This window comes from Sporosarcina cyprini (genome assembly GCF_022048975.1).
In the GTDB taxonomy this organism is placed as follows: domain Bacteria; phylum Bacillota; class Bacilli; order Bacillales_A; family Planococcaceae; genus Sporosarcina; species Sporosarcina cyprini.
The window spans coordinates 21,654-46,711 of record NZ_JAKMHX010000018.1 but is presented as its reverse complement, the minus strand read 5'-3'; the positions used below and the strand labels follow the sequence as shown (position 1 = coordinate 46,711).

Here is a 25,058-nt window from a genome sequence, read left to right as displayed (position 1 = left end):
TTTACGAATCAAAATAAGAAGAACGGAAACGGCTAGTGTTTGACATGGGGGAACGTTCCATTTTCTGTGGTTTCCTTAGAGGTTGTTTTGATGGTTGTTGCATCGGATGGACATACTTGTCCAAAATCATACGTGCTGTTCGTAAATTCATTCTTTCCTTTGGATTTCGGTAGGATTGATCTTGTTCACCTAGATGGGGCAATGTGTCAAAGTCGCTTTTCTCAGGCAGTGTGTGAAAAAGAAAATCTCCACACTCAACAAGTACAGTCGAGCTTTGTTTACTATATTGCGGATTCTCTACAAAATGCAGTCCAATTTTTTGGGCTTTCCCTTCATCCAGTAATTTTTTGATAGCCTCGTTTTTTAAGTGATATAGTGCTTTTTTATCAATTGCTGTTTTTGCGTGGCGGTTAACTGTATAAATGGCTACAGCCAAATTGTGCGGAGTCAGACGGTTATCCATAGTATTCTCCTCCCTTCATCAAATGATTTTGTAATTCCATCATAATGGTATGTTTGCATTTTGCCAAACGGATGTCGAAAAAAAGATCTGGGGGTAGTGAATTCTCTATATTTTTGTCGATATTAAAGGTATACTTGAAAAATAGTGAGGGAAAAAGCGGTTACAAGTCAATATTTTTCAAATCAAACCAATTGAGGAAGCAAGCTGTACCAGTTTGTGCATACATGGAGGCATTCATGGGAAAATTAGTTTTGCAAGATTCATACATACAATACATGGAGACTTATGTCACTGCCCATCCATATTCACTCTTATTCTTAATTGGGAAAAAAGAAGCAGAGGATTATTTGGTTCTTGAATTGAATGAGGCGGCACTTCGACATTTTCCTGATGTGGAGACAGCGACTGCTAAAGCACGGTTTGGTACGCTTTGGCATCCTTTACAAGACCTTGTGATTTCAAAAGATGTTCAAGCGCATCGTACCATAATCTGTCACCCAATCACGAATGAAATGTTCGAAGTGGCGTATATTCCGATTGAGACGGAATCATATGAGCAGTTATTCTGGATTGAACTGCGTTTCCATGACGAATTGGCAAAAGAACGGAAAGAAAGAGAACGAATCCATCAAAAATATACTTCATTGATTGAAGATAATTTGGATCCCATTATTACAGTAGACTGTCATGGTGCCATTATTGATTCGAACCGAGCGGTTTACAGTGCGTTTGGCTACCATGCGAAGGATCTAGTAGGCAAAGACATCGGTGAATTATTCGCGGAAGATCAGCGGGAAGCGTTCACACAACTTTTCTCCAAAGCACTGATAGGCGAATCATTGGAGATGGATGGCAGTTTATTCTGCCATAAGTTGGGTCACTATTTACCCGCCTACGTTAAGACTCTCCCGGTCTCGGTGGATGAAGAAACGATCGAAATCCATCTCATTTTGCGTGATACGTCTATTCATTCCAAGAATAATGAAAAGCTACTATTTTTGTCGTATCATGATCAATTGACGGGCTTATGGAATCGGAAAGCATTGAAAGAACATTTTGATGAGGATTCTGAGTATGCGCTGAAAAGTGAAGAGCACCTGGCATTCATTCATGTGGATTTGGACCGGTTTTCAACCATTAATGAAGCGCTTGGAAGAACCGGTGCCGATGAAATACTTAAGAAAATTACGGAACGGATCAAAGTGATCTGTACCCGATCGGGGAAATTGTATCGCAATGGCGGCGATGAATTCATTATTACAATGCGAAGCCATTCGTTAACAGATGTTGAAAAGTTCTCCCAAAAGATTTTGAGTGATTTCAGCAGGCCGTTTTATTATCACCATCAGGAATATTTTTTATCCGCCTCAATCGGGATAGCTGTTTTCCCTGAGAACGGAAAGTCTTTGGAAGAATTGCTTCATAAATGTGAGCGGGCCATCCAATATGTGAAAGATCGTGGAAGGGCACATTATCGTTTTTATCAAAAAGAAATGAATACAGCATTTCCAGATACAGCGGTCATGGAGGCTCATCTTCGACGAGCCATTGAGTTCGAAGAGCTGGAGATTCATTATCAACCGCAAGTGAATTTGAAATCTGGCCATATTAGCAGTTTCGAGGCATTGCTCCGGTGGAATAATCGCAAATTCGGGTTTGTGTCCCCGGCCACATTTATTCCGATTGCGGAAGCATCCGGGTTAATTCATCAAATCGGGGAATGGGTATTGGACCGGGTTTGTTCCCAATTAAAAGAGTGGTCTGCAAAGCAGTTTAGGCCGGTGCGGATTGCCGTTAATATTTCGCCACAGCAATTCCAAACGGGCAATCTGGCTGACAATGTTAAAAAAATTATCCATGTCCATGGAATACAACCCTCATCTTTGGAAGTAGAGATTACGGAAAGCGCGTTAATGCACATGAATGACACGCTGGCAACCTTAAATGAGCTGAAAAGCATCGGCGTGACGATATCAGTTGATGATTTCGGCACAGGCTATTCCTCTTTGAGTTACTTGAAGTCATATCCAATCGATATTATCAAGATTGATCGTTCGTTTGTCAAAGATATTGAAAGTGATGAAAAAAACGAGGCGATCGCAAAAACGATCATCAATCTCGCCCATAATCTTGGCATGGAAGTCATCGCCGAGGGAGTGGAAAAGGATTTGCAAGCGAAGATCTTGAAGGAAGCCCACTGCCATAAAGCGCAAGGTTTCCTCTTCAGCAAAGCAATTCCAGCTAAAGAAGTGGCGGAAAAGTATTTTAAAGGATTTTAATTAGTAACTGTCTGGGTCGTTGCGATCCAGGCAGTTTTTTATGTCTCTTTATCAAGGGCACATTACTAAATGAAACAAGTGTCGAAAATTCATCCAGTATATGCTAACATAGTGAGTGAATATTCATTCATAAAAAGGGGGAGTAAGAATGTTTACAGGAAAAGTGATTATCGTCACTGGCGGCTCAAGCGGAATGGGGAAGGCGATGGCCGCAAAGTTTGTGCAAGATGGAGCAAACGTAATCATTACAGGACGAGACATGGATCGGCTTCAGGCTGCTAATGAAGAAATGGGAGGCAAGGCTTCCGTATTTCAAATGGATGTCCGTGACGTTGAATCTGTACAGGCTATGGTCAATTTCGCCGATGAGAAGTTTGGTAAAATTGATGGGCTGATCAATAACGCTGCTGGTAATTTCATTGTCCATGCGGAAGAGCTGTCGCCAAATGGCTGGAAAGCGGTTATTGATATTGTACTGAATGGCACGTTTTATTGTTCCAGCGCGGTCGGAAACTATTGGATCAAAAAAGGGATGAAGGGATCCATATTAAATATGCTGGCGACGTATGCCTGGGATGCAGGTCCAGGCGTTGTGCATTCTGCGGCAGCGAAAGCGGGAGTCATGTCTTTAACGAGAACACTCGCTGTGGAGTGGGGGAGGAAATATGGCTTCAGAGTCAACGGAATTGCACCTGGTCCGATCGAGCGTACCGGCGGAGCGGAGAAGCTGTTTCAATCTGAGAAGGCAAAGGAACGGACGATACAATCTGTTCCGCTTGGCCGAACAGGAACACCGGAAGAAATTGCTGAACTGGCCGCATTTATTATGTCGGACAAAGCATCTTATATGAATGGTGAAATTGTAACTTTGGATGGCGGCCAATGGCTTAATCAATATCCTTTCTAATAAAATGGATAAGTCTTGCCTTTTCGCACATGCTAATGCACACGATAAGTTGCAGGAGGATGGTTGAAAGTGGCATATTATTTCTTTGATGTTTGGGTAATCCCGACAATGCTCGTTGTGGGCATCATCGTCTGGATTGGAATTAAGGCAGTCCGTAAGCTGAACATGCCGAAAGTCGTCTTAAATGAAAGAGACCGACCTATCCCTGACGTTGTGAAGGATCATCCTTTCACAGTCAATCCGATATTATGGGTCATTTTGGTAAGTTCTATCTTCATTTTAATCGTTATCTTTTATTATTGGGGCTCTTCTTCTTATTAGAAGGGCCTTTTCTTTTTGGCTTGAATATAAGGAAATGTCTCGATTTGAACTTATTGACAGAATGATGCCCTATTTCTCAATATATATAGTTGGAAAATTCCACGAGCAGATGGGGTGGTACATATGGTATGATAAGGGAGGAAATATGATATTGAAGAGTTTAGATAGAGAAGGAGCGGATTTATCTTGATTTCTGTCAACAACAGGGATTTTCTTTTTATGCCGATTGCAGAGTATCTGATCCCAGCTGAGAAAGTTGCTCATGTGCAGATCGGCAATTTTGCGGAACACGCCCTTCTTGTTCTTACCAAAACAGGTTATTCTGCCATTCCCGTACTGGATTCGCAAAATCGTTTGAAGGGTCTGCTAGGAATCGGGATGATCACGGATGCGATTTTAGGCTTGGAGCGAATTGAATATGAGCGACTAGAAACAATTAAAGTCGATGAAATCATGCAGACTGATATTCCGAACGTGAAAACGACAGACCGTTTTCAAAAAGGATTGGATTTACTTATAAACCACCCTTTTCTTTGTGTAACTGATGATGATGGCGTTTTTGCAGGCATATTAACAAGAAGAGTTGTTCTTAAGCAATTTAAAAAATATATATATACAACTCCGTGATGATTGAAACCATTGTCTGAAGCGATCTTCTAATCCTTTTGCGAACGGACGCATAGGATGAGATCATAGGCTCCGTAAAGGGGCCTTTTATTATTTGCGGAGCTGTAAGTAGACAGCCCTTTGTTCCTGAAGGAACTGAACTATATTGTTTTCCAGAAGGAGTTGGATAGTAATGAAAAGTGTGCAAAAGAAGACGAAACGCCCTCTTGTATTAGTTTCCGTCATGCTGGCCATGTTTGTAGGAGCAGTGGAAGCAACCATTGTTTCAACTGCCATGCCCGCAATCGCCTCAGATTTAGGAGGCTTTTCCCGATATAGCTGGATCTTTTCAGCCTATTTGCTGATGAGTACTGTTACCGTGTTAATTTACGGAAAATTGGCTGATCTTTTTGGAAGAAAGCCGATTTTTTTTATCGGATTGACGATTTTCCTAGTGGGATCTATCCTTTGTGGAACTGCAGGTTCAATGGAACTGCTGATTGTCTATCGTCTCATTCAAGGCTTAGGCGCGGGAGCTGTAATGCCGATTGCAACGACAATTGTCGGTGATATTTATTCCACGGAAGAACGGGCGAAAATCCAAGGTTATTTATCAAGTGTTTGGGGGATTTCAGCCGTATCAGGTCCGGTCATCGGCGGTATGATAGTAGAGTATTTGGATTGGGCCTACGTGTTTTGGGTTAATGTACCGCTCGGGTTGCTCGCAATGGCAGGGATTTACTTCTTTTTACATGAACCTAAGGTTGAGGGGAAAGCTGTCATTGACATGAAAGGGGCCGTGCTGTTAACTAGTTCCTTATCCATTATCCTTTATTGGCTTGTAGAAGGGGGACAATCCTTTCATCGGATTTCCTTTATTAGTTTAGGCTTATTGCTCGTTGGCCTCTTCATTCTCATGTTGTTTGTTTTTGTTGAGAGAAAAGCAGAAAATCCGATGCTTCCCTTTACATTGTGGAAGAATCCAATCATTTTATACGCAAATATCGTTTCGTTGACGACGGGTGTTATCTTAATTGGCGTCTCGTCTTACTTACCGACATATGTCACTGGTGTCATGGAGCAGCCGGCCATAATTGCGGGCTTTACATTGACTGCGATGTCGATTGGATGGCCGATCTCGTCATCGGTAGCTGGTCATTTATTGCTTCGATATGGTCCTTTTCCTGTTTCCTTTGCGGGAGGGATTTCGTTAATTGTCGGTTCGGTTTTGTTTGTCTTGATGAGTGCCGGGTCGGGTCCGTTATGGGCAGCGGCTTCGAGCTTCTTCGTCGGTGTCGGAATGGGACTCACAAGTACTTCTTTCATTGTAACAATTCAAGGGGCTGTTTCCCGAGCTGAAAGAGGGGCGGCTACGGCTGCCAATATGTTTATGCGAAACTTTGGAAATACAGTAGGTGCCGCAATTTTCGGTGCTGTTCTCAACAGTTCATTAATGTCGTTTTTTTCTAATCAACATGTCGACTACGGTGTGAACGATATTAACGCATTGTTGACAGAGGAAACGAGACAGCGGCTTCCAGTTAAGGAGCTCGCGGAATTACAAGCCGGCCTAGACCATTCACTGCAATGGGTGTATGGGACGGTAGCTCTGTTTGCAGTCATTAGCTTACTATTTATTTTGCGGATACCGCGTGGAAAGGTGAACCTACATGACAACGACTGAATTGGAAATTATTAAAGCACTATACGAGGAAGGAAATATGAGAAAAGCAGCTGAGCGGTTATTTTTGTCTCAGCCTGCGTTGTCTCAGCGTTTGCAGACCATAGAAAAGGAATGGGGAACCTTATTGTTCGTCCGTTCTCAAAAAGGACTTGAACCGACCCCTGCTGGAGAGCTTGTCATTGCTTATGCCAATGAAACCATTGCTAAGAAAGAAGAGACGGCAGAGATGATCGCTTCATTAGGCAATAAGGTATATGGAACTTTGAAAATTGCTTGCGCTTCCATTGTCGGTCAAACGTGGCTCCCCCAAGTGCTGAAAGAATATGTGAACTTGTATCCAGATGCCAAAATATCATTGATGACCGGATGGAGTTCGGAAATTGTTAAAGCGTTATATGAGGGAGAAGCCCATGTTGGCATTGTCCGTGGACAAGTTGATTGGAAAAGTAGAAAAACATATTTGTTTCGTGACCAACTCTACCTTGTAGATAAAGAAATTAAATCCATTGATGAATTGAAAACCAGCGAACGGCCCTTCATCCAATTCAAAAGCGACTCGAATTACTATATGGAAATTCAACGATGGTGGCAGCGTCATTTCTCCAAGTATCCAAAAAGGCAGATCACCGTCGATCAGATTGAAACATGCAAGCAGCTCGCATTAAACGGCATCGGGTATGCGATATTGCCATCTATAACGCTGCACGGGGATGAAGATGTTAACATGATTCCACTATTAAATAGTGAAGAAGAGTTTGAACTGACTCGTGATACATGGCTCATTGGATACGATTCAACCTTTTCATTGAAACAAGTGGCCGCATTTGCCCAAATTGTTGAACAGCGGGCTGATAAATTCAGAAAAGAAACAGAGTTGTAATTTAAGGGAACTTTAATTCTTTATTGACGTACTAATTAGGTAGATAAATAGAATTAAGCAATGGAGTCAATTGATGGGAGGATTATCGGAATGTTGAAAAATAGGTGGGGAATCGTTCTTTTGTTCATGTTCGCCTTATTGGCGACCCCGCTTACTCATGCAATGGCGGCACCTGAACTTCGTGCTACAGTTACCGCAGGCATAGATGGGAAAGCGAAATATGGCAGGGGAGCACCAGTGACAATTGTCATTGAAAACAAAGGGACTGCATTCAGTGGCGATGTCGTCATTGATTTGCAGCAATCGTATGATACCGGTATTGGGGAGTCCTTCCCGCTTGATATAGGAGCGGGTGAGACGAAAACTATTACATTCGTGATCCCGCGGATGTTTGATTACAACATGTATGGCTCTTCTAGCAATGCGAAGTCCATTCACTTTTATGAAGGTGGATGGAAAAAAGGGAAAGAAATTGACCATAAAGGATCAAAACAAATTGTCACTGCTATGTATTACGATGATGTCAAACTGATCACGGCTTTCACGGGCAATATGGATCGACTTGCCGGTTTGCGCGGAGTCAGATTTCCTAATACCTCTTCGACGCAGTTGATCGATGCTTCAAAGGTGGGTGTCAACCAGTTCCCAGAAGAAGCAGATGGCTGGGGTGCAACTGACTTTATCGTTTTCGATGAATACCCTGTAGCCGATTTACCGCAGAAGGAACAGCAAGCGTTAGTGGATTGGGTGAATCAAGGCGGGATTGCTGTCTTCAGCGACTCAGATCAATTAAGTGCGGAATCTGGTTTGTTTGCCGACTTGCTTCCATTAAAACAAGAGGGTAAAGACACCATCGATCCATCCGTCTTTAACAACTGGGCAAGCTCGGAACAATTTGACGCGCCAATCGCCTCATCAAAAACATCTGTTCGTGAGGGTGCCCAAGTACTATATGGGTCGGGTTCTGAGCCGTTGGCAGGCATCCGTGAAGTAGGCAAGGGAGCCGTTATCCAGACGTCCTTCTCTTTTGGAGATGAGCCCTTTTCTAAAACGTCTGGAACAACAGCGTGGTGGAATGCGCTGCTAAATGCGCAAGTACAAAAAAATGTAGCAAACGGTCCAGGTTACTATGAAAATCCTTTGGAAGTCATTCGATATACTATCGGAAATGCGAATGAATTATTCCCTTCTTTTAAAGTATCCGCGCCATTATTAGTCGGAATTATCATTCTCTATATCATTATTATCGTTCCGGTCTTATACATTTTCCTGAAGAAGAAGGATAAACGGGAACATACTTGGTGGATTGTCCCGACAATCGCGATTATGACTTCTATCTTCATTTTTGCGTATGGAGCAAAAGACAGGATTGGAAAAGCTCAACTGCAGCAGACTGCTCTCTTAAATGTCTTGCCCGAAGGCGGGATGGAAGGCTATTTTGTGGAGACAATCTTGACGAATAAATCAGGAGATTTCACTTTCAGTGCCCCATCTACTACTTCACTAAGCGCATCCTCAACGATGAATACGCTGTTTGGTCCAACTCAGATAGAAGCACATAAAACAGCAATGCTGGAAAGAGATGCAGCTGGATCGAAAATGCATATGCGGGATGTTGGCTATTGGAATGTCGCATCATTGGCAGGGAAAACCGCCGTTTCATCAGAGGGATCGATCGAAACGGATCTGATCGTGCGTGATAAAGAGCTAACAGGGACCGTAACGAACCATTTTCCTTTTGCATTAACTGACATTATTATCTGGTCGGGAACTAGACAAATCAAAGTCGGTGACCTCGGTCCGGGGGAAACTGCAGATGTTAAAGAAACATTAAAAACATCAGCTCTTATTGCCAAAAGATCTTCAAATCAAATGTATTATGGACCAAGTCCGACCCAAAGTGACGACTTAATGGAAATGAGGAAAGAAAGCATCGTGACCTTCGCTGATTCGACAATGATGACAGCACCAGCTAAACCGATGATTTCCGGTTATACGGATACACAGCTCGTCGATGTCAATTTGGAAAATGTCAAAACAGCGAAAACATCCGCTTTAACGATGATTATGCAGCCAATTGAAGCGAAGGTTGAAATTAATGGCTCGTTCACCGTCGACCCTGAAGCAATGGCAGTTCAGCTTATTTCGGAGACAAACAACTTCGAAGCTCATTCAATCGGATATCAGTCAGATACCTATTATTTCGATGAAGATGTATATATTCAAACGTGGCAAATTCCAGAAGAACTGCTGAAACAGAAATTGGGCTGGAAGACAATTGAACTTTCCAAAATTCAAACAGACCGCTATGCAGTCACTATCTGGAACAACCAAACAGAACAATATGATGCACTTCCGGCAGATAAGAAAATAAGCATCGATCAACCGAATCCTTATATTTCAGCGAATGGCCAAGTGAAGATTCGGATGGATTTCCATGATACACAGCAAGGGACAGAGGCGCGGGCACCTCAATTAAAGATTGAAGGCGAGGTGGCGAAATGATAGAAATCAAAGGACTCACAAAAAAATACGGCTCCTTTACAGCATTGGATAATTTAAATTTAACTTTACATGAAGGCACAGTCTTCGGCTTCGTTGGTGCGAACGGCGCCGGGAAGTCGACTACTTTCCTCATCATGTCGACTTTATTGGAAGCTACTTCTGGAGACGTGATTATCGACGGAGTCAATGTGAGGGAAAAACCGGCTGCTGTCCGGCGATTGATCGGTTACATGCCGGATTTCTTCGGCGTGTATGACCAATTAAAAGCAGATGAATATTTGGATTTCTATGGAGCCAGCTACGGAATACCTGTAGAAGAACGGAAAAAGCTAATTCCGCAATTGCTTGAACTTGTGAATCTATCTCATAAACGATATTCCTACGTAGATCTGCTGTCGCGGGGTATGAAGCAGAGACTTTGTCTGGCACGAAGTCTCATCCATGATCCGAAGGTTCTCATTTTAGATGAACCGGCTTCTGGATTAGATCCACGTGCCCGAGTGGAAATGAGGGATATTTTAAAAACGCTAAAAAAAATGGGGAAGACAATTTTAATTTCATCTCATATTCTTCCTGAATTAGCAGAGATGTGCGACGAGATCGGAGTGATCGATAATGGGAGATTGATCGCTCATGGTTCCGTACCAGAAATCCAAGCCAAACTTCAAGGTGAAAAAGTAATTACAGTCAAAGTGCCAGTTGATGCAGTCAGCAGGACGTTGTCATTTTTTGAAGAACAGCCTCATGTTTCTACTATTGAGATGCTTGAAACAGGGGATGGAATCACGTTTAAGTATGTTGGGAATGAAGAAAGTCAAATCTCTTTACTGCAACAAGCAGTCAAAAAGGAAATTCCGATTGTCTCATTCATGGAACATGTGACGAATCTCGAGGACGTCTTTATGGAAATAACGAAAGGAGCCGAGTGAAATGAAAATGATTGGTACAAATCCGGTTCTTTTCAAGGAGCTTAAATTACGATTTAGATCGTTCAAGTCGTTCAACGGCATGCTGTTTTTCCTTTTGGCGATGTGCGTATTTGTCTTTGGATACATCTTCATGACAGTTACAGTATCGGGTACATCCTATTTCAGGCCGAGTGAGAGTTTTGTGCTCTTCGCTTTCCTGTCCTACATTCAATTAGGACTCGTCCTGTTCACCGCCCCTGGGTTGACAGCGGGAACAATCAGTTCAGAAAGGGAAAAGCAAACACTACCGATCTTATTGACTACGTCGCAAAGTTCGTTTCAGATCATTTCAGGAAAGTTATTTTCCTCGGTAGCATTTTTGCTATTTTTAATCATTGCGGGAATGCCGGTTTATAGTTTGGTATTTCTGTTTGGCGGCATTTCACCATGGGATTTCATTAAAATATTTTTATTCTTGTTTGTCATATTACTCGCCTTTGGCAGTATTGGTGTCATGTTCTCAACGCTAATTAGAAAAACGGTAGTCTCCATGATCGCTACCTATGGCACAATGCTATTCCTTTCAGTTGTGACCGGCTTTTTATTCATCATTACAATGCAAATGAAAATGATGAATCAAACGGGGGCCGTTGTAGCTCCATCTTATATTGGCCATTTCTTAGCATCCATTAACCCTGGTGTCCTGTTTGCTTCTTTTCTATCTCCTGGCGTTCTAGGAATGGTGCAAGAAATGACAAAAGTAGATTTTCCAATCTGGATTGGTTTTCTATTGTTTTATGGAGTCATTACCATTATCGCGATTTTGATCGCAGTGAAAAAATTACGTGTCAACACAAAGAGACGGAAGTGAAGGGAGATGGATGAATAGTGCGGAAAGGAATATTGGGTGACATTATTCGCAAAGCCCAGAGGAAGCTTCAATTCGAAAAGACTGTTTATATGATACAGGCTGGATTGTTTTTATCGGTTCTAGGATCGGTCATTGTCATGGTTTCTTCCCGGCTGTTTGTCCTCCCTAACTATGCATGGTTTGCAATTGTCGCAGCAGGCTTGGTCCTTGCCGCTACAATTGTGTATATCATTTTACGAAGAGTTACATACGAAGAGGCCAAATGGAGGCTGGATCATTATTTCCCGGACAATCTTCTTGTAACGGCAGTGGATGAAAGGGTCGAAGAGTCATCGATGGGCCGGTTGTTAGTGCAACAAGCGGAAAATCAATCAAATGAGGCTCTACAACTTTTCAAGAAACGAAAAAAGAAGATATGGAATAGTGCTATGTTGATTAGTTTTTGCATTGCTTCTTTCGTTCTCAGTCTTCTTATTCTGTTTCCGTCTGAAGCTCAGCTAGAGGCAAAATCGGAAATGGCCGAAAAAGAAATTGTGAAAGAGTTTACGAAAGAAATTGAAGAGCTGGCCAAAAAGCAAAAGACAGATGAAGTCAAAAAGGAGTTGGAATCCCTTGCAAAAAACTTGCGGGAGGCCGAAACGACTGAACAATTATTGAGAGAAGCAATAAAAAAACAAAAGGAATTAAAATTAAAGGAACAGCGTCTCGCAGAGAAGAGTCAATCTACTTCCGCGGATTCAGACGGATTGACAGCTGACGAAAAGAAAGAACTGGAGGACCTCCAAAACCTTACGGATAAATTAGCTCGGAAGACAGGTGAGACACAAAGCGCATTAAATAAAATCGGCAAAGCGCCATCCTTACCTGCCTTAGCTTCAGCAAGCAATAATCCGAATGGACAACAAAATGGTCAAGGTCAGCAAGGTCAAGGACAACAAGGGCAGGGTCAAGGCCAAGGACAGCAGGGCCAAGGTCAAGGCCAGGGCCAGGGCCAGGGTCAAGGCCAGGGTCAAGGTCAAGGCCAGGGTCAAGGTCAAGGCCAGGGCCAGGGTCAAGGCCAGGGCCAGGGTCAAGGCCAGGGTCAAGGCCAGGGTCAAGGCCAGGGCCAGGGTCAAGGCCAGGGTCAAGGCCAAGGTCAAGGGTCAGGCCAGGGTCAAGGCCAAGGCCAAGGCCAGGGTCAAGGTCAAGGCCAAGGGTCTGGCTCAGGATCAGGCGGAGGCTCAGGAGGAAACGGGGCAGGCACTGGAAAAGGCGGCCGTGATCTTCTGTCCATACCGTTTGACCGATTTGGTACCTCGGGAGACCCTTCAACAGTCAAGGGAGATCTGGGCAAAGGCAATTTCATAGAAGAAAACGAACGTGATGATTTAGTGGAACGGGGTACAATCCGTCCTTACGAAGAAGTGGTCGGCAAGTATAAAGATTCGTATATACGAAGCACAGAGAAGATGGAATTGTCACCGGATTTGCAAAGAATTCTATCTGACTATTTTTCGTCAATCGAATGAGAACGGGAGTTGTAGATATGTCATTCACACCTGAGCAGTTTGGAGAAATGAGCAGCAAATTAAGTGAAGTAAGAGAGGAAATCAATACATTTATTGTCGGGCAGCAAGAGGCAATTGAATTCTCCTTATTTTCAATTCTAGCTGACGGGCATGCCTTGCTGGAGGGGCTGCCCGGTTTAGGAAAAACGATGCTGATCCGCACGATTTCCGAAGTTTTGGATTTATCCTTTTCCAGAATTCAATTCACACCGGATCTGATGCCGGCGGATATTACGGGAACTAGTATTTTGGAGAGAAGTGAAGACGGCACCCAGCGCTTTGTTTTCAAAGAGGGCCCTATTTTTAGCCAGATGGTTTTGGCAGATGAAATAAACCGTGCCACGCCGAAAACACAAAGTGCTCTCCTAGAGGCAATGGGGGAGAAAACGGTGACAGTGATGGGAGAGACGAGAAAGATGGCCCGGCCATTTTTCGTCCTAGCCACTCAAAACCCGATTGAAATGGAAGGGACCTACCCTTTGCCAGAGGCTCAAATGGACCGCTTTCTATGCAAAATCATTCTGCCGTATCCAACGAAGGAAGAAATGAAGGAGATCATGCTGCGCACAACGGGAGCAAGAAGTATCGCTGTCCGCAAAGTCATGCAACAAGAAGAGATTTGTATTGCCCAGGAAATGGTCAAAGAAATTGTCATTGCAGATGACATGATTGAGTACGCAGTCGATTTGGTCACCTCCACATATGAGAAAGAAGAGACCGGAGACATGTGGACAAAGTATGTTCAGTATGGAAGCGGGCCACGGGGGCTGCAATCGATTATTCGACTTGCGAAAGCCAGGGCTTTTATGGCTGGACGGTTCCATGTTTCGATTTCTGATATTAAAGCGGTCGCAAAACCGGCATTGCGGCACAGAGTTCTTGTCAATTATGAAGGCGAGGCGGAAGGAATTAATGTCGACAGCTTGATTGACAAACTGGTGGAGGAAACGCGGCAAGGAGCAGCCTTGTAATGGCGGATTTATTTCCAGATGGCCTCGCAAACCGTCTCGGTCCTTTGAAAATTGTGACACGTTCCCGATACCTGGGCCATCATAAAGGAACGCATCGTTCAACAAAGACGGGCACGTCTCTCGAGTTTTCTGATTTTCGGGAATATCATCCTGGTGACGATCTTAGGCATATTGATTGGAATGTGTTTGCTCGGACGGACAAACCGTTTATTAAACAATTTTTAGATGAACAAGAAATGCGGATACACATTTTGTTAGACGCCACAAAATCTATGGGCTTTGAACAAAAGTGGGATTTTGCCCGGCAACTCGCCATCGGGATTGGTCAGATCGGTTTAAAGAGTGGTGATACGGTTACTTTTTCTACGAAAAATGAACAACAAGAGTATTTCTTTCGAAGAAAAGGAGCCTTGCAGCGCGCAGCTCTGAAAAAGTTTATTACCCAAATCGAACAGCCGACATTACATGGGGATTTCACAGATTATGCACTACGCCATATCCCAAAGGCGGTCACGGTTTTATTTATAATTACGGATGGGCTGGAACCATTGGGAAAATGGGAGCAATTGTTTAAGAGGCTTCCAGGCATTTGCAGAGATTGCCGTGTGATTACTGTGCATGATCCATCCGAGGAAGAGCCGCAGCTTCAAGGAGATATCCGTCTTCTAGATATGGAGACACAGCAAGCGGTGGAAGTGACGATGACTCCAAGGTCCAAACAACAATATATGGACAGGAAATCAGAACATGAATCAAAATTTTTAAGTTTGGCCAAAAAATATGGCATCCAGACCGTTCGGGCAGAAGTAGCTGATGGAATTTTGGATACGGTATCGAAGAAAATGCGACTTGTAGGCTGGGTACGGTAGGGAGTGAAAGCCAAGTGGGGTTTAGTCATGTAGTGAATAGCTGGACAGTCATTTTTCCTTTGGCTGTCCTGCTCTATTATTTCTTCAGAAAGCGGTATGAGACTCGGACAATTTCTTCAACTCTCTTTTGGGAGCAATCCATGCGAGAAACGAAAGCATCCCCTTTCTTAAAAAACTTGCAGCAAAACGCTTTATTTTATTTGCAAATGGCCGCGCTCCTTCTTCTTCTATTTGTTTTACTGGGACCTTTTGTGAAATCGGAACAAGCAGCGGGAAGACAAATCATTTTTGTTGTTGATACTTCGGCTAGTATGCTTGCCGGAGAAGATGGAGCATCCATTTTTGATGTGAATAAGCAAGAAATGACCCAATTAGCCGAAGACAATAAAGGGAATGCAATAACTATCATCACGACAGGCAAGGAGCCGGAATTGGTGCTGCGTGATGAAACTAACCCGGAAGTCATTGAGGCTTCCATTGGAAAGTTGTCGGTTACATACGATCATGAAAACATGGGCAGAACACTGGAGTTCATGAAATCGGTTGTAGCCGACCAATCTGCGACTGTCCATATTTTTACTGATTACTTGGATCGATCCGTTTTCTCAGATGGAAATGAAGCGATCGATTATTACGTCCACGCAAGCGAGCCAAACCTTGCAAATGTTTCGATTGATAAGTTTGGAGCAGTCAAAACTGCTGATGGAACAGAGGCGATTGTCAAACTTGTCAATCAATCTGAGCAGGAAATGGACGGAACCATCCAGATCACAGATGCCTTACATGGTGGAAAATTGGGATCAAAGAAGTTTACTTTGAAGAGTGAAGGAGAGACATTGATCTCTTTTAAGGATTTGCCTTCTCAAATCGCTCTAAAGGCACAACTCCTTGTTGATGATAAGTATGATGTAGACAATGAAGCTTTTATTCTACTAGGTGACGAAATTTCAGATGCCATGGTGGACAGTCAACTTCATGAATTAATCCGTAAAGCGTTTCAGGCGATAGGAATAGATGTGACGGCTGGTTCAATTAACGAAATGAAACAGCGACAAAATACGGCTACCATTTTAGTGTCGAATGAAACTTCCTTTTTGCAGGAAGGGGAACAGCCTATTTTGCTGATCGGCAGAAATGATGCAAATGCTCATCCGGTTTCTGGTATTTTAGAAGACAATGGAGATGTACTGTTTTCCATCGCGCCGATTCACGACGTATATGTCAGTTCTCTCTATCCGCCATTCGAAGGAATGGACACCATTGCTAGCATTGGAGATGAGCCGTTTATCCAGCGATCGAAACGTGGAGATATTGTCGTTTTAGCCGATGTTGAGATGACGGACTGGCCGCTACATCCCTCTTTTCCACTATTCTTTTGGAGTGTGACGGAGTCGCTCCGCTCCGGATCATCTGTAGGAGGAACGTTCAGTCCTTCCCAAAGGAAAGCGATTTTGTCTCATGCGGATACGAAGGGGATTGAAATTTTCAATTCGGAAGATGAGTACGAATCGTCATTTTCTAGCGGCACTGACTTTGTTGCGCCGCAAAAACCGGGGATATACAAACTTATCGACAATAAGCGGGAAAGCCTTATTTCTGTTCAACTCGAGCAGGAAGAAAAAAAACTGGGGCATGGCACATCGTATAAGATTGGAATGGAATCGAAGGGAAATGAAAAAGAAGTAGGGCAAAAATCAATCGGTTGGATTTTTCTTTTACCTATTCTTCTTCTCCTCGTAATGGAATGGGAGGTGCAACGCAGACGTGGATATTCGAATTGATCATCCATTGTGGCTCTTATTGCTAATTCCCATTGTGATTTATCTGGTGTATGCGTGGAAGACTTCCAAGTTAAAAGTGAAAGACAGAGCTGTTGTGCTTTTCATCCTACGCTGCTTGACGATCTTATGTGTTGTTCTAGCATTAACCGTGCCTTATCTTCGACTTCACGATACAGAAGAGCAAGTGCTGTTCGTTGTGGATCGTTCCATTTCGATAGAGAATGCAGGTGATACGGCTGATAGTTGGATCATCGATAGTTTGCAACATCGCAAATCGAATCAGACCGTCGGTATTTATTCATTTGCAGGGGGATTCCGCACGGATGTTCAATTGACGGACAATGAGATTAATTTACCTAAAATGGAGCCGATGGAAAACCGTGACGCGACAAATATTGGGAAAGCGATCGATCTGGCGGCCAGTATTGCAAAGAAGGACGTTGCCACAAGGATCGTCCTACTGACGGACGGTTTGGAGACAGACGGCTCCCTGGAGGAGATACTTCCAAAATACCAGGGCGGAAGAGTAGAAATTGATACGGTACTGCTCAATCGATCCAATCGTAAGGACGCCTCTATTACTAAGTTTGAAACACCGAAAACGGCTTATGAAGGGGAGCAGCAATTCATCGAACTGGACGTTGAATCTTCTACGGCAACGAATGGCCAAGTGATCATCTATCGGAACGATGAAGAGGTTCTTAGTGAAATGGTTCAATTAGATGAAGGGAAAAATGCTTTCTCCTTTAAAACGACGGCTTCTGGAAAGGGTTTATTAAAATATGAAGCGAAGCTCATCGTTCCGGACGATGGCTTCCTGGAAAACAACAAAATGCTTTCTGTGACGATGCTTGAGAAATCGCCGCATATTTTAGTAGTCGAAACAGAAGATAACCCATCTGCTATACCGCCATTGCTCGATCAGCGCTCTTTGGCTGTTGACGTTGTGTCTGCTGAGCAGCTTCCTGAATCGCTTTCCGGCTATCTTGGATATAGTGCTATTATTTTTGATAATGTTCCGGGCCATTTAGTCGGGGAGCAGAAAATGACCGTAATCGAGCAGGCAGTTAAAAAGTTCGGGGTCGGTTTCATGATGGTTGGAGGCCAGGAAAGCTTCGGTCTCGGAGGGTATTTCAAATCACCGATCGAACGGCTTCTGCCAGTAGAAATGGAAGTCAAAGGGAAGGAGCAATTGCCTTCTTTAGGCTTGGTCATCGCCTTGGACAGATCAGGCAGTATGTCGGGATCGAAAATTGTTCTGGCAAGAGAGGCGGCGGCTCGTGCAGTCGAACTGCTACGAGATGATGATACATTCGGCTTTACGGCGTTTGATCATGAAATATGGGAATTGATACCTGTTGGACCTTTACAAAAGCAAGATGCCATGGAAAAGATCCTTTCTATTCCTGTTGGTGGCGGAACTGATATTTTTCCTTCTGTTGAGAAAGCGTATGGAGATCTTGCCGATTTGGAACTTCAGCGGAAACATATTATTCTAATGACAGACGGCCAATCGCCGATGCCTCCTGATTATGAGGAAATAATCGAAGAAGGGAAAAAGAACAATATTACGCTTACTACAGTTGCCATCGGTTCGGATGCGGATGGTGCTTTGCTCGAAGAACTTGCTGAGCAAGGGGGAGGGCGCTTTTATAATGTCATTGATGAATCGACAGTCCCATCCATTCTGACGCGTGAAACAACGATGATGACAAGGACGTATATTGAAGACGACCCTTTCTACATGTCCTTCCATCAAGTGCCTGAGTGGCTGGCTCTCTTCCGCGAGGGTGTCCCTCAAATGAATGCTTACATCGCCACAACGCCGAAAAGTACAGCGACCGTTGTTGCGGAGAGTCCAAAGAATGACCCAGTTCTGGCAGAGTGGAGTTATGGATTAGGAAAAACAATCGCCTTTATGTCCGATTCAACTGGCAAATGGTCGGGCGATCTGGCCAGATGGGAACACTACCCAGAGTTTTGGAATACAGCCATCTCCAGACTATTACCAAGTTACGAAGACGTGCCTTATATGATTACTCATGATGGGGGAGGAACCTATACCGTAACCGACAGTTCTCGAAAAGCAGCGTTTTTGGATATTGCCGTAGTGAATGAAAAGGGAGAGGAAATCCCTATTACTACTGAACCGCTGGCACCTGGGAAAACACGCGTTACACTAGAGTCTAAACCCGGTCTTGTATTTTTCGGGGTGACGGATGATCGTGGCGGCTTATTCGAAGCAGGAATTTCGGTACCATATAGCGCCGAATTCAAACCAGGAGAGCCAAATACAAAGCTTCTTCAAACGATTGCAGAAAAAACTGGGGGGCAACCTTTAGTGGAAAATCCCGCAGAAGTTTTCAGACAGCATCCATTCAAAAGCGGTAATCGATTGCCGATTGGAAATTACTTATTACTAGCCGCCATGCTGCTGTTTTTCATTGATATCACCATTCGTCGTTTTGGGCTTATCGAAGGGAAACCGATGAAAAAACGCGAGACTGAATCGATTGTGAACGAAAAGCAGGAAGAGTCCGGCCATGTTTCAGAGCTGTTGAAAGCGAAAAAACGAAGATAAGAGAAATGCCCATCCGACTCGATCAGTCAGATGGGCATTTTTATGCTGTTCTTGTAGAATTTAAGAGCGCTGCGTTTCGTTTGGACCAATAGCCTGCAATCCCGAAACAGATAAAGAGGATAGCCGTTCCTAATATATAAGGGAACGCAATATTGAGATCGAAAATGGAGCCTGCCAGTGCTGGGCCCACCATATTTCCTAAACTCATATAGGCATTCATCATGCCGGCTGCGAATCCTTGTTCATCTCCAGCCAATTTGGAAACGAGCGTATTGACGGCCGGCCGGAGCAAGGATGTAGCGATTGAAAAGACTGTAGCCACCATCAAAATTGTCCAAAATGTATTGACCGCCAGGATGGAAACCATCGATAAGGCAGCGAGTACCAGATTGAAAAGGATAACTTTCATTTCTCCAAAACGCTTAAATAGCGGGGTGATGACAAACGTTTGGACAATGACGCCGACAAACCCGCCGACTGTAATCAATACGGCAATTTGAGAAGGCGTATACCCATATTTATGGTCTACGTATAAAGAGATGGTGGATTGATAATTCGCAAGTCCGAAAGAGAAAACGAACATGACAAGTAACATGATGAAATAAGGTGTTTTTGTGGATCGAACCAATTGGGCCAAGATGTTATCCTGTTTTTTCATCGTTTGTGCCTGCTCAGTCGTTGGCACAGGATTTGGTAGGATGAAAATGGACAAAACGGCGGCAAAAATGGCTGCACCTGCCGCCACGTAAAACGGGAACTCCAAACTCACTTTTGAGAGAAAGCCCCCAATCCCTGGTCCTATCATAAAGCCGAGCGACATGGATGCACCGAGCAGCCCCATGCCTTTCCCGCGATCTTCGTAGGCAGTAATATCCGCAACGAATGCCATCATTGGTGGCACGATAAAAGCTGAGCCGAAACCGGAAAAGAAACGGGCGATGAACAGCATCCAGACTTCTGTCGATAAACTGAAGGCCAGCTGGGACAGGCCATAAATAATCAGGCCGAAGATAATTATTTTTTTCCTGCCATGTCGATCAGACAAGCTTCCTGCAAGGGGGGAGAAAATAAATTGTGCAAGAGAGAAGATGGCAATTAGAAATCCAAGTACTTTTCCCGCCGCGCCAAATGTGCCTAGAAACTGCGGCATAATGGGAATGATGAGACCGATGCCTGACATGGCAATAAACATATTAAACATTAAAATATATAACGCGGCTTTCGATGAAGCTGTTGTCATCGGCATCCCCTCTTTCTATCTACATAACATTTCGCATTCTGAAATATTCTATCATACGTTGCTGGCGTTCTCATACTGTTAGGCACCGAGAAAGTAAGAGGGAATGAATTGATGATGAATTAGGCACAAGAAAAAGCTGCCACAGAAATCAACTTTCTGTGGCAGCTTTGATCATTTCATATCCATTTTGAATTCCAGGAAGAGCTCGTTATAAACACCTAACATTTTAAGACCTAGGTTTTTGTACACTTCTAAATGACTGCGTGTCTCTTCATCTGGATAGAAGCGTTCATCTGCTACTACCTCGGGATCCATATAGTCAAGGGCTGTCAAGTTAGGCGTAGAATAACCAACATAATCGGCATTCTGTGCCGCAACTTCCGGATCGAGCATGAAATTGATAAAAGCGTGAGCGCCTTCAATGTTTTTGGCGGTCCGTGGAATGACAAAGTTGTCAAACCATAAGTTGGAGCCTTCTTCGGGAACCACATAGTCGATCGATTCATTTTCACTCATCATATCAGCCGCCTGGCCAGACCAAGTGAGTGAAACCGCTGCTTCGTTGTTCACCATTAATTGAGTCACTTCGTCTCCAATGACCGCTTTGACATTTGGACTCAGTTTTTTCAATTTCTCCGTTGCTTCCTGTAATTCATTGATGTTCGTCGAGTTCAAGGAATAATGCAGGGAGTTCAGCCCCATGCCAATTGTTTCTCTTGCGCTATCTACAAGAATAACTTGTTGTTTTAACGACGGATCCCAAAGATTGTCCCAGCTTTCGAATGTTTGGCCGTCCAGCAAATCAGGGTTGTAAGCAATGCCTACCGTTCCCCAGAAATACGGAATGGAAAATTTGTTGCCGGGATCGAAAGGAAGATCAAGAAAATAAGGATCAATATGTTTGATGTTCGGAATTTGACTGTAATCAATAGGCAGCAATAAATCTTTTTCAGCCATCATTTCCACCATATATTCAGACGGCATCGTAATATCATAGGATGTCCCGCCTTGTTCGATTTTCCCCATCATTCCTTCGTTAGAATCAAACGTTTCGTAAATTACTTTTATGCCCGTTTCCTTTTCAAACTGCTTCAGCAGGTCGGGGTCAATATATTCTCCCCAGTTGTAAATGGTCAAAATATTTTTCCCTGTTTTATTGCTGCCTTCACTTAAATTGTCATTGATCAGCAGCAAGATAAGGGATACAGCCACGATTAGAATCGCGCCACGAAGTAGTTCCTTCATTTCTTCACCCCCGTAAGAGGCATTTTCGTCCGGTTGCTAATGGCATAATAACCAAGAACGAGTATAACGGTAATGACAAAAATCAGACCGGACAGCGCATTGATCGTTAGAGTGATTCCTGCACGTGCCATAGAATAGATCTCAACGGAAAGTGTTGAGAAACCATTACCGGTCACGAAGAAGGTGACGGCAAAGTCATCCAATGAATACGTTAAGGCTAAGAAGAAGCCTGCGAAAATTCCCGGCTGGATGAAAGGCAGAATGACTCGTGTGACGACATCCCTTCTAGAAGCCCCTAAATCTAACGCCGCATCGATTAAGGAGGAGCTCATTTCCTGTAATTTTGGAAGAACCATGATTACGACAATCGGAATACTGAACGCAATATGGGAAATCAGCACTGAAGCGAATCCCAGTTTCACGCCAATCATCGTAAAGAGAATTAAGAAGGAAGCACCAATGATTACATCTGGGCTGACAATCAATATATTGTTTAACGAAAGTACGGCATTCCGCATACCTTTATTTCGCATGAAATGAATGGCCATTGCTCCAAGTACGCCGATTGCTGTGGACAGCAGGGCGGAGAGCAATGCGATGATAACTGTGTTCAACACAATGACAATGAGTCGTTTATCCTCAAAGACAGCAGCATAATGTTCCCATGTGAATGACTCGAAATGAGACATGCCGCCGCCCGAGTTGAAAGAATAAAAAATCAAATAGAAAATAGGGGCGTATAAAATGATAAACACAGCAACCAGATATAGTTTTTGTAAATTATTTATTTTTTTCATTTACGGACGCCCCCTTATCGCTGCCGCCTGTAATGACCATCACAATGAACATGAAGAGGATGAGGAAGACGGCGATCGTCGAACCCATGCCCCAGTTCTGCGTGACGAGAAATTGCTGTTCAATGGCGGTTCCGAGTGTTATGACTTTATTTCCGGCAATCAACCGGGTAATCATGAACAACGACAGAGCCGGGATGAATACGACCTGAACCCCCGATTTCACTCCATTCAAAGTGAGAGGCCAGATGACCCGTCTAAATGTTGTCCAAGAACTTGCCCCAAGATCACGGGAGGCGTCGATCAGCGCAGGATTGAGCTTATCCAGCGCATTGAAGATCGGAAGGATCATAAACGGAATAAAAATATAAACCGACACGAAGACGAAGCTGAAATCGGTAAACAGAATTTGTTGCTTGCCGATGCCGATCGCTTCCAGGAAAGCATTCAAAGGACCATAGAGTCCCATCAGACCGATGAAGGCATACGTTTTCAGCAACAGATTAATCCACGAAGGGATAATGATTAGCAAGAGCCAAAGCTGCTTATGTTTTGTCTTCGTCAACAGATAGGCTGTCGGGTATGAGACGAGCAAGGCAAAGAACGTAATGAGCAGGGCATACCAGAATGAGCTAATCGTTAACGTCAAATAGGTCGACGAAAAAAAGCTCTTGTAGTTACTAAATGTGAAATGACCTGTAATATCGAAAAACGAATAGTAAAGGACGAGTGCGATTGGCGCTACAACAAACAGCACAATCCATAGTGCATAGGGAAGCATGTAGATCCGCTGTAATCCTTTATTCATTTTCCAATGCTCCATACGATTCGAGACGTGCATCGTAATCTTCTTCGCTTTCATTCAAACGCATGACGTGAATGTCCTCAGGATTGAAGTCCAGTCCGATCATCTCTCCGACTTCTGCTTTTTTCGTGGAGTGGACGAGCCATTCGTTCCCGTCTGTGTCATACGTAGATAACTCATAATGGACACCGCGGAATAATTGAGTATCCACTTTGACATTCAATTTTCCTTTATCTGTGGAAGTGATCTCTAAGTCCTCTGGCCGGAGTACAATATCCACTTTCTCATTTGGCTGTAAGCCGGCATCTGCACAGTCGAATCGCTTCCCTGTAAATTCGACTACATAGTCCTCGATCATCCGTCCTGAGACAATATTGGATTCGCCGATGAAGTCTGCAACAAAGCGGTTGATCGGCTCATCATAAATATCGATAGGTGTTCCTGATTGCTGGATGACACCCGCATTCATAACAAAAATTTCATCTGACATGGCAAGAGCCTCTTCTTGGTCGTGGGTAACGAATACGAAGGTCTTTCCAAGCCGCTGCTGCAATTCACGAAGCTCATATTGCATTTCAGAACGAAGCTTCAAGTCAAGAGCCGAAAGCGGTTCATCAAGTAAAATCACTTCAGGATCGTTGACAATGGCACGGGCAATAGCGACACGTTGACGCTGTCCGCCAGACATTTCGGTAATCTCCCGATTTTCATAGCCTTCCAAATTGACGAACTTCAATGCTTCCTTTACGCGCTGATCAATTTCCGCCTTTTTCACTTTTTTAATACGCAGCCCAAACGCAACATTTTCATAGACATTTAAATGAGGAAAGAGGGCGTAGTCTTGAAAAACTGTGTTCACTTGGCGTTCATTGGCCGGTACATCATTGATTTTACGGCCATTAAAAAAGATGCTGCCTTCACTCGGTTCGATGAAGCCGGCAATTAATCGCAGGATCGTTGTTTTTCCGCAGCCGGAGGGACCTAGCAATGTATAAAATTTTCCTCTTTCCATTTCAAAAGAAACTTCATTCAACACGGTTGTGTCCGTGCCATAGCGCTTTGTTACGTTTTCAAAGCGGATAATTGGTTCAGTAGTCATGGTGGACCTCCCTTTATAAATAAGATTCTGTCGCTACAAGTAGAAGTTCGCTCAGACCGTCATTTGCATTGGAGACTCGATGATGGTCGGATGCTTCGTAATAGACGGATTCGCCCGCACTCGCAATATACCGTTTTTTGCCTAGCTCCACTTCGATTTTGCCTGTCAACACGTAAATGAACGTCTCCGCCAGTGACGGTTCAAATTGCTTGAACTCGCCGCCTTGTTTGAAGGTAATATGTACCGGTTCCATTTCGTTCTCATTGGAACGGGGAACTAACCAACGAATGCTGTATTGGTGTTCGTCGTTCGTATATGTTGTTTGGTCCTCAGGAGAATAGACCACTTTCATATTTTTTTTCGGTTCCTCAAAAAATTCCTTCGGTGTTGTGCCAAGCACTTCGAGCAGGGCGAAAAGAGTTTCGATGGAAGGTGAGTTTAATTCACGTTCCAATTGAGAGATATATCCCTTCGTTAAATCGGTCCGTTCACCTAGTTCTTCTTGGGTAAGTCCTTTTTTCAAACGAAGTTTCTTGATCTTCCCTCCGATTTGCACGCAACATCCCTCCACTTTTTCCGGAGTTTAGTAATACTGTACTTCAAGTTTACTATAAACCTTTTTTATTATACAAAATTACACTGGGAAATCAAGTGGCTAACTAAAAAAAGACCGGTCCTTGCCGCCTGGGCAGGGAACCGGTT

At 43.7% G+C, this 25,058-nt stretch carries 21 protein-coding genes; 14 read left to right on the top strand and 7 right to left on the bottom strand.

Annotation, left to right across the window (positions count from 1 at the left end; genetic code table 11):
• Window position 1: 1 nt before the first annotated feature.
• Window positions 2-463: a YkyB family protein gene (locus tag L7D49_RS05780; RefSeq protein WP_238079879.1), complete on the bottom strand. Its 462-nt coding sequence runs from the start codon at window positions 461-463 to the stop codon at window positions 2-4.
• A 236-nt stretch (window positions 464-699) separates the two neighbouring features.
• Here L7D49_RS05780 and L7D49_RS05775 point away from each other — a divergent pair, with 236 nt between their 5' ends.
• From L7D49_RS05775 to L7D49_RS05710, 14 genes are all read left to right on the top strand, one after another.
• Window positions 700-2,742 carry a putative bifunctional diguanylate cyclase/phosphodiesterase gene (locus tag L7D49_RS05775; protein ID WP_238079878.1) on the top strand — a complete coding sequence of 681 codons (2,043 nt, stop codon included), beginning with the start codon at window positions 700-702 and terminating at the stop codon, window positions 2,740-2,742.
• A gap of 148 nt (window positions 2,743-2,890) precedes the next feature.
• On the top strand, window positions 2,891-3,649 hold the full coding sequence (gene fadH / locus L7D49_RS05770; protein ID WP_238079877.1) for a 2,4-dienoyl-CoA reductase: 759 nt from the start codon (window positions 2,891-2,893) through the stop codon (window positions 3,647-3,649).
• A gap of 69 nt (window positions 3,650-3,718) precedes the next feature.
• Window positions 3,719-3,970, top strand: a complete 252-nt coding sequence (locus tag L7D49_RS05765) for a hypothetical protein (RefSeq protein ID WP_238079876.1) — start codon at window positions 3,719-3,721, stop codon at window positions 3,968-3,970.
• A gap of 186 nt (window positions 3,971-4,156) precedes the next feature.
• Window positions 4,157-4,597 carry a cyclic-di-AMP-binding protein CbpB gene (gene cbpB / locus L7D49_RS05760; protein ID WP_238079875.1) on the top strand — a complete coding sequence of 147 codons (441 nt, stop codon included), beginning with the start codon at window positions 4,157-4,159 and terminating at the stop codon, window positions 4,595-4,597.
• Between the two features lie 172 nt (window positions 4,598-4,769).
• Window positions 4,770-6,260, top strand: a complete 1,491-nt coding sequence (locus L7D49_RS05755; protein WP_238079874.1) for an MDR family MFS transporter — start codon at window positions 4,770-4,772, stop codon at window positions 6,258-6,260.
• A complete protein-coding gene (locus L7D49_RS05750; protein WP_238079873.1) occupies window positions 6,247-7,140 on the top strand; it encodes a LysR family transcriptional regulator in 894 nt (297 codons plus the stop codon). Before L7D49_RS05755 ends, L7D49_RS05750 begins: the two co-directional genes overlap by 14 nt.
• Window positions 7,141-7,230: 90 nt before the next feature.
• Window positions 7,231-9,645, top strand: a complete 2,415-nt coding sequence (locus L7D49_RS05745) for a hypothetical protein (RefSeq protein WP_238079872.1) — start codon at window positions 7,231-7,233, stop codon at window positions 9,643-9,645.
• The gene (locus L7D49_RS05740; protein ID WP_238079871.1) at window positions 9,642-10,574 is read left to right on the top strand and encodes an ABC transporter ATP-binding protein; all 933 of its coding nucleotides are present in this window, start codon (window positions 9,642-9,644) and stop codon (window positions 10,572-10,574) included. The genes L7D49_RS05745 and L7D49_RS05740 overlap by 4 nt, the downstream gene beginning before the upstream one ends.
• A gap of 1 nt (window position 10,575) precedes the next feature.
• Window positions 10,576-11,424 carry an ABC transporter permease gene (locus L7D49_RS05735; protein ID WP_238079870.1) on the top strand — a complete coding sequence of 283 codons (849 nt, stop codon included), beginning with the start codon at window positions 10,576-10,578 and terminating at the stop codon, window positions 11,422-11,424.
• A gap of 17 nt (window positions 11,425-11,441) precedes the next feature.
• Window positions 11,442-12,932, top strand: coding sequence for a cell envelope integrity TolA family protein (locus tag L7D49_RS05730; protein ID WP_238079869.1), 1,491 nt, complete (start codon window positions 11,442-11,444; stop codon window positions 12,930-12,932).
• A 17-nt stretch (window positions 12,933-12,949) separates the two neighbouring features.
• Window positions 12,950-13,942 (top strand): AAA family ATPase, encoded by a 993-nt coding sequence (locus L7D49_RS05725; protein WP_238079868.1) that lies wholly within the window; start codon window positions 12,950-12,952, stop codon window positions 13,940-13,942.
• On the top strand, window positions 13,942-14,811 hold the full coding sequence (locus L7D49_RS05720; protein WP_238079867.1) for a DUF58 domain-containing protein: 870 nt from the start codon (window positions 13,942-13,944) through the stop codon (window positions 14,809-14,811). The genes L7D49_RS05725 and L7D49_RS05720 overlap by 1 nt, the downstream gene beginning before the upstream one ends.
• 14 nt (window positions 14,812-14,825) lie before the next feature.
• Window positions 14,826-16,592, top strand: coding sequence for a vWA domain-containing protein (locus L7D49_RS05715; protein WP_238079866.1), 1,767 nt, complete (start codon window positions 14,826-14,828; stop codon window positions 16,590-16,592).
• Window positions 16,576-19,173 (top strand): VWA domain-containing protein, encoded by a 2,598-nt coding sequence (locus L7D49_RS05710; protein ID WP_238079865.1) that lies wholly within the window; start codon window positions 16,576-16,578, stop codon window positions 19,171-19,173. The genes L7D49_RS05715 and L7D49_RS05710 overlap by 17 nt, the downstream gene beginning before the upstream one ends.
• A gap of 40 nt (window positions 19,174-19,213) precedes the next feature.
• Here L7D49_RS05710 and L7D49_RS05705 read toward each other — a convergent pair whose 3' ends face one another.
• The 6 genes from L7D49_RS05705 to L7D49_RS05680 form a co-directional block, all read right to left on the bottom strand.
• The gene (locus L7D49_RS05705; RefSeq protein WP_238079864.1) at window positions 19,214-20,413 is read right to left on the bottom strand and encodes an MFS transporter; all 1,200 of its coding nucleotides are present in this window, start codon (window positions 20,411-20,413) and stop codon (window positions 19,214-19,216) included.
• 171 nt (window positions 20,414-20,584) lie between these two features.
• Window positions 20,585-21,658, bottom strand: a complete 1,074-nt coding sequence (locus L7D49_RS05700; protein ID WP_238079863.1) for an ABC transporter substrate-binding protein — start codon at window positions 21,656-21,658, stop codon at window positions 20,585-20,587.
• On the bottom strand, window positions 21,655-22,455 hold the full coding sequence (locus tag L7D49_RS05695; RefSeq protein ID WP_238079862.1) for an ABC transporter permease: 801 nt from the start codon (window positions 22,453-22,455) through the stop codon (window positions 21,655-21,657). Before L7D49_RS05695 ends, L7D49_RS05700 begins: the two co-directional genes overlap by 4 nt.
• On the bottom strand, window positions 22,439-23,260 hold the full coding sequence (locus L7D49_RS05690; RefSeq protein ID WP_238079861.1) for an ABC transporter permease: 822 nt from the start codon (window positions 23,258-23,260) through the stop codon (window positions 22,439-22,441). Before L7D49_RS05690 ends, L7D49_RS05695 begins: the two co-directional genes overlap by 17 nt.
• Window positions 23,253-24,356 carry an ABC transporter ATP-binding protein gene (locus L7D49_RS05685; protein WP_238079860.1) on the bottom strand — a complete coding sequence of 368 codons (1,104 nt, stop codon included), beginning with the start codon at window positions 24,354-24,356 and terminating at the stop codon, window positions 23,253-23,255. Before L7D49_RS05685 ends, L7D49_RS05690 begins: the two co-directional genes overlap by 8 nt.
• Before the next feature lie 13 nt (window positions 24,357-24,369).
• Window positions 24,370-24,912 (bottom strand): helix-turn-helix domain-containing protein, encoded by a 543-nt coding sequence (locus tag L7D49_RS05680; protein WP_238079859.1) that lies wholly within the window; start codon window positions 24,910-24,912, stop codon window positions 24,370-24,372.
• Window positions 24,913-25,058: the final 146 nt, after the last annotated feature.

Excerpts from the sequence above, each read along its gene's own strand:
- L7D49_RS05725 (WP_238079868.1), top strand. The coding sequence starts at position 12,950 with ATGTCATTCACACCTGAGCAGTTTGGAGAAATGAGCAGCAAATTAAGT.
- L7D49_RS05735 (WP_238079870.1), top strand. The coding sequence starts at position 10,576 with ATGAAAATGATTGGTACAAATCCGGTTCTTTTCAAGGAGCTTAAATTA.
- L7D49_RS05755 (WP_238079874.1), top strand. The coding sequence starts at position 4,770 with ATGAAAAGTGTGCAAAAGAAGACGAAACGCCCTCTTGTATTAGTTTCC.
- L7D49_RS05695 (WP_238079862.1), bottom strand. The coding sequence starts at position 22,455 with ATGAAAAAAATAAATAATTTACAAAAACTATATCTGGTTGCTGTGTTT.
- L7D49_RS05780 (WP_238079879.1), bottom strand. The coding sequence starts at position 463 with ATGGATAACCGTCTGACTCCGCACAATTTGGCTGTAGCCATTTATACA.
- L7D49_RS05700 (WP_238079863.1), bottom strand. The coding sequence starts at position 21,658 with ATGAAGGAACTACTTCGTGGCGCGATTCTAATCGTGGCTGTATCCCTT.
- L7D49_RS05720 (WP_238079867.1), top strand. The coding sequence starts at position 13,942 with ATGGCGGATTTATTTCCAGATGGCCTCGCAAACCGTCTCGGTCCTTTG.
- L7D49_RS05745 (WP_238079872.1), top strand. The coding sequence starts at position 7,231 with ATGTTGAAAAATAGGTGGGGAATCGTTCTTTTGTTCATGTTCGCCTTA.
- L7D49_RS05775 (WP_238079878.1), top strand. The coding sequence starts at position 700 with ATGGGAAAATTAGTTTTGCAAGATTCATACATACAATACATGGAGACT.
- L7D49_RS05740 (WP_238079871.1), top strand. The coding sequence starts at position 9,642 with ATGATAGAAATCAAAGGACTCACAAAAAAATACGGCTCCTTTACAGCA.
- L7D49_RS05685 (WP_238079860.1), bottom strand. The coding sequence starts at position 24,356 with ATGACTACTGAACCAATTATCCGCTTTGAAAACGTAACAAAGCGCTAT.
- fadH (WP_238079877.1), top strand. The coding sequence starts at position 2,891 with ATGTTTACAGGAAAAGTGATTATCGTCACTGGCGGCTCAAGCGGAATG.
- L7D49_RS05705 (WP_238079864.1), bottom strand. The coding sequence starts at position 20,413 with ATGACAACAGCTTCATCGAAAGCCGCGTTATATATTTTAATGTTTAAT.
- L7D49_RS05750 (WP_238079873.1), top strand. The coding sequence starts at position 6,247 with ATGACAACGACTGAATTGGAAATTATTAAAGCACTATACGAGGAAGGA.
- L7D49_RS05690 (WP_238079861.1), bottom strand. The coding sequence starts at position 23,260 with ATGAATAAAGGATTACAGCGGATCTACATGCTTCCCTATGCACTATGG.